The organism is Aquabacterium sp., assembly GCF_036279655.1.
Lineage (GTDB): Bacteria > Pseudomonadota > Gammaproteobacteria > Burkholderiales > Burkholderiaceae_C > Aquabacterium.
Genome location: NZ_DASUIT010000119.1, coordinates 1 through 5,004 on the forward strand (window position 1 = coordinate 1; position 5,004 = coordinate 5,004).

The window sequence follows — 5,004 nt, forward strand, 5'->3', positions numbered from 1 at the left end:
GCCAGAACTGGCTGGCCGCCGTGGCCGCCCTGGCCCGCATCGATGCGCTGCTCAGCGGCACCGCGCCCCAATTCACGCCCGAACTGCAGACCGAGGCCCCTGCCCTGGTCCAGCAGGAAACCCGCCAGTGGCAAGATGCCCAGCGCGAGTACGCCGCCGCCCTGCGCGGCAGCCAGGATCAGATCAGCCGCGAGGCCGCCTCCCTGCAAGAAGCCCGCGCCCGCATCCAGGGCCTGGAGCCCGCCGTCAAACTGGCCCAGGAAGCCCTGGCCATTGAAGAAGGCCTGTTCAAACAAGGCGCGGGCGCCCGGGCTGATTACCTCAATGCCCAGCAGCGCCTGCTCAGCCAGAAGGCCGACCTCGATGCCCTGCGTCAGAGCCTGCCCCGGCTGGAAGCCAGCCTGGCCCTGGCCCGCTCGCAAAGCCAGGAAGTGGCCGCCCGCATGCGTGCGCAATGGGGTGCCCAGCGCACCGAGCTGCAAGCCAAGGCCGCCAGCTTCGGCAACCAGCTCAAGACCCGTGAAGACCGCGCCGCGCGCCGTGAACTCACCGCCCCCATTGATGGCATCGTCAACCGCGTGCTCATTCCCACCAAGGGTGGCGTGGCCCGCGCAGGCGAGACCATTCTGGAGATCGTGCCCGCCGAAGCCGCCCCCCGCATCCTGGTCAAGGTCAAGCCCGACGACATCGGCTTCATCCACCCTGGCCAGCGGGCCTCCGTGCGCATCATGAGCTATGACTCATCGGTCTACGGCAAGCTGCACGCCGAGGTCGAACGCGTGGGCGCCGACGCCCTGGTCGACGACCAGCACCAGCCCTATTTCGAGGTCACCCTGCGCAGCGAGCCGGGGGCCTTGCGCCACCAGGGCAAGGCCCTGCCACTCACCCCCGGCATGACCACCGAGGCCAGCATCCTCACGGGCAAGCGCACGGTGATGCAGTACCTGCTCAAGCCCCTGCTCAAGTCCTTCGACATGGCCCTGCAGGAGCGTTGAGCCATGCCACGCCAGCCCGTCCCCCTGCGCCCCCTGCTCATCACCCTGGCCCTGGCCTGCGCCACGCCCGCACTGCAGGCCGACACCCTGCCCGAGGTGGTGCGCCTGGCCCTGGCCCATGACCCGCAAGTGCGCAGCGCCCGCGCCCTGTGGCAGGCCACCCAGGCCCAGACCCGACAAGTGCGTTCACGCTGGTGGCCTTCGGCCGGGGTCAACGCCCAGGTCGGGCAGGCCGATGTCACCGACCTCAACCGCGACCTGAACCGCCGCACCGAACGTGCCGAGGCCTATGTGCGCCTCAACGTCTACAACGGTGGCGCTGACCAGGCCCTGCTGCAATCCACCGAGCAAGAGCAACAAGCCGCGCGCCTGGACCTCAGCCGCGCCCTGCAGGAGGCCGCTCAACAAACCGCCCAGGCCTATGTCGACGCGCAGCGCCAGCAAGGCATCCTGACCCTGGCGCAGCAGCGTCTGCGCGACGTGCAAAAACTCGCCACCGATGTCGACCGCCTGGTCAGCAGCGGCAAAAGCCCGGAATCCGACCGCCATGCCGCCCAGGCCTCGCTGGCCGATGCCCAGGCCGCCCATGATGCGGCCGTCGTCGACGCCACCCTGACCCGCCGCCGCCTGCAGACCCTGGTGGGCGCCCCCGTGGGCGACCTGCAGGCCGTCGAACTGCCGGATCTGTCCGTGGATCAGGCCCTGAGCATCCCACCCGGCGCCGCCCAGGCCCGTAACCCCGCCTGGCTGGCGGCCCAGGCCCGCGCCAGCAGCGCCCGACTCAAACTGGGCCCCATCCAGCCCGAACTGCTGCCCAAGGTCGATCTGGAGTGGCGCCAGTTGCTCAGCGAACGCACCACCCCCACGCCCAGTTCGGGCCAGCAAAAGGGCTGGACGCTCAGCATCGGCTACGACCTGCCGCTGGGCGGTGGCTCGTTTGCCAAACGCGACGAAGGCCTGGCCCGCGCCGCCGCCGCCGATGGCGACACCGAACGCATCGCCCGCACCATCGATCTGGACCTGGACAACGCCCTGCAAACCCTGCACCGCAGCCGCCAGCTCGCCCCCATCTACCAGCGCCAGATCCGGCATCTTGAAGCCGTGGTCAGCGCCAGCACCCTGCAATACGCCGCCGGCCGCCGCGATCTGATCGACCTCATCAGCCTGCGCGAAGCCCCCTTCAACATCAGCCAGCGGCTCATCGACAACGACAGCCAGGGCCAGAAGGCGGCCCTGGCCTACTGGACCCTGACCGGGCAATTGCTGTCCGTTCTGGGTTTATCCTCTCTGGAGCCCTGAAAATTAACAAAGACTTTCATTGAAACTGCCATTTCAATATAATCTTTGTTATGCCCAAGACCCCAGCCGCCCTCAAGCAGCTCCCTCCCGCGCTTCAGGCATCCCTGGATCGCCTTGGCGCTGATCTGGCCGTGGCCCGGCTGCGGCGCAAGCAATCCCTGTCTGCCTGGGCTGCACGGCTGGGCGTGTCTGTGCCCACGCTGATGCGCATGGAGTCAGGCGATCCCGGTGTCGGCATGGGCATCTATGCCACCGCCCTGTGGCTGATCGGGCGAGACACCGCCCTGGGCGAACTGGCCACCCCCGCACAAGATCGAGGCGCCCTGGAACTTGACGTCCGCGAAGCGGTCCATCTGGGCAAGACACGCGCACAGCACTCCGCACAAGCGCGCCTCAAACGCCAGAAAGCGCCCCAGGCCTCGGATGACTGAGCCCATCACCCGCGACACCCGATTGGATGAACTCCACCTCTGGTTCCTGGGCCAGCCAGAGCAAGCACGCCTGATCGGCACACTGCATCTGGTCAGTGCAGGCAAGGGTGTCTCCTTGACCTATGCTCCCAGCTGGCTGGCCCAAGGCTTTCCCTTGAGTGAAGATCTGCCCCTGACAGCGCAAGAGCACCTGCCTCGTGCCCAAGGCACGGCCGCAGGCGCGGTCGACGATGCCCGCCCCGACCGCTGGGGCGAGCGCGTCATCCAGTACATCGACAAGCCACGGCGGCTGTCCTTGATGGAATACCTCTACTACGCCGGGCACGACCGCTTCGGTGCCCTGGGCGTGTCCACCTCCAGCACCCACTACCTGCCCAGGCACAACGGCCCCTTGCCCCATCTAGACCAGGCGCAGGCCCTCAGCGGCGTGATCGCCAAGATCAACGCCAAAGAAGCCCTCACTCTGCAAGAAAGCCGCATGGTGGCTGCCGGCGGCAGCTTGGGCGGCGCCAAACCCAAGGCCCTCATCGACATCGATGGTGAGCAGTGGGTCATCAAGTTCTTCAACAACGAACCCGTTGATCTGCCCCGCATCGAGCACGCCAGCATGACCCTGGCCCGGCTGGCCCGCATCCATACCGCCGACACCCGTCTGGTCCCACTGGCCGGAGAAACCGCCGTGGCCGTCAAACGTTTCGATCGCCTGCCGGGCCAGCGACTTCATTGCCTGTCAGCAGGCACGGCCCTGCGTGCCGCCAGCCCCGACGGTCAGTCTCCCTCTCTGGGCTATCCGGCACTGGCCCAACTGCTGCGCCGGGTGGGTGACACCCAACACCACGAACACGATATGCGCGAGCTCTTTCGGCGCATGGTCTTCAACATCCTGATCGACAACACCGACGATCACGAGAAAAATCACAGCCTACTCACCCCGGCACCCGACCGCTTCGGCACGCTCCGGTTGTCGCCCGCGTATGACGTGCTGCCCACCAACTCGGGCCAAGGTCATCAGGAATTCGCTGTGGGCGACGACGGCCATGACGCCACCCTCGTCAATGCCATGTCCCAGTGTGAGCTCTTCGCCCTCACGCGTGACCAGGCCGCACAAGAAGTCCAGCGGGTCATCGACGTCGTGGCCCAGTGGCAGGCACACTTCACGGCCTGCGGCGTCAGCCCGCGAGACATTGAGCAACTGGCCGACCGCATCGATGGCCCCGAGTTGCTCGCGCAACGCCAGGACTTCAAACCCCGCGCCCACACCCGGCCTTCCACTCGCCCACGACGCTCGCCCTTCAGATGATCCAACGCCTCTTGAAAACCCTGTTGGGCCTGACGGTCGCGGCGCTGGTGGGTGCACTGGCCGTGGTCTGCCTGCTGCCCCAGCGCCAGCCGGCGGCCCAGGTCTTCGTCGGCCTGCAGGCGGCCGACCTCAACACCGCCAAAAAACTGCTCAACCGCGAACAGTTGCGCGCGGCCTTCCACGGGCAACCGCTCGATATCACCCTGCCGCAACTCCAGCTCAATGCCCTGGCGAACGACGCCGCCCAGCGCCTGCTCGGTGCATCCGCCCTGAGCGACATCTCGCCCAGCCAGGCCAGGGTCACTGTCAGCGTGCCCCTGCAACGCACCCCGCTGCGGCCCCTGAGCTTTCTGGGCTCATGGCTCAATGTGTCTGCCACCCTGACACCCCAGCCCCAAGGCCCCCCCACGCTCAGCGCCTTGCGCATCGGCCATCTGCCCGTGCCCCCCGGTCTGGCTCTGTGGGTGGCCCAGCGCGTGGCCGCACACCACCATGTGCTCGAACCCGCCCTGATCGGCCTGAGCGCTGTTGAAGAGGTCCGCTTTGGCCACGCCACGCTCCAAGTCCACGCCCGCTGGACGGAGCAACACAGCAGCCGCGCCTTCAGCCTGCTGCTGCCAGCCGAAGACATCGAACGGCTCTACGCCTATCACCAACAACTCGGCCAACTGCTGCAAGCCCCGGCCTACGCGCAACCCCTGGTGCCCGTGCTGAGCGCCCTGTTCGAACAGGCGCGCCAACGCACCCTGGGCCAGGGCCTGGGCAGCAGCGACTTGCAGGAACTGGCCACCCGAGAGAGTCGCGCCGTGCTGATGGCCCTGGCCCTCTACACCGTCCACATCCCGCCCGGTCGCCTGCTGCCAGCCGCTCAACACTGGCCCGAACTGCCAGACAAGATGCTGCTGCTGCATGGTCGGGTCGACTTTGCCCAGCATTACGTGCTGTCAGCCATGCTGGCCACCAGCCTGGGCGGGCGCCT

Annotated in this window: 5 protein-coding genes; all 5 read left to right on the forward strand. The window is 67.5% G+C overall.

What is annotated here, in order from left to right:
- The coding region (locus VFW84_RS13565) for an HlyD family type I secretion periplasmic adaptor subunit (protein ID WP_329680992.1) at window positions 1-995 on the forward strand (995 nt) is incomplete at its 5' end.
- A 3-nt stretch (window positions 996-998) separates the two neighbouring features.
- Window positions 999-2,294 (forward strand): TolC family protein, encoded by a 1,296-nt coding sequence (locus VFW84_RS13570; protein WP_329680993.1) that lies wholly within the window; start codon window positions 999-1,001, stop codon window positions 2,292-2,294.
- A gap of 50 nt (window positions 2,295-2,344) precedes the next feature.
- Complete coding sequence (locus VFW84_RS13575; RefSeq protein ID WP_329680994.1) at window positions 2,345-2,725, forward strand: XRE family transcriptional regulator; 381 nt, start codon at window positions 2,345-2,347, stop codon at window positions 2,723-2,725.
- Window positions 2,718-4,025, forward strand: coding sequence for a type II toxin-antitoxin system HipA family toxin (locus VFW84_RS13580; RefSeq protein ID WP_329680995.1), 1,308 nt, complete (start codon window positions 2,718-2,720; stop codon window positions 4,023-4,025). Before VFW84_RS13575 ends, VFW84_RS13580 begins: the two co-directional genes overlap by 8 nt.
- Before the next feature lie 11 nt (window positions 4,026-4,036).
- Window positions 4,037-5,004 (forward strand): hypothetical protein (locus VFW84_RS13585; RefSeq protein ID WP_329680996.1); only part of this gene is annotated, 968 nt, incomplete at its 3' end.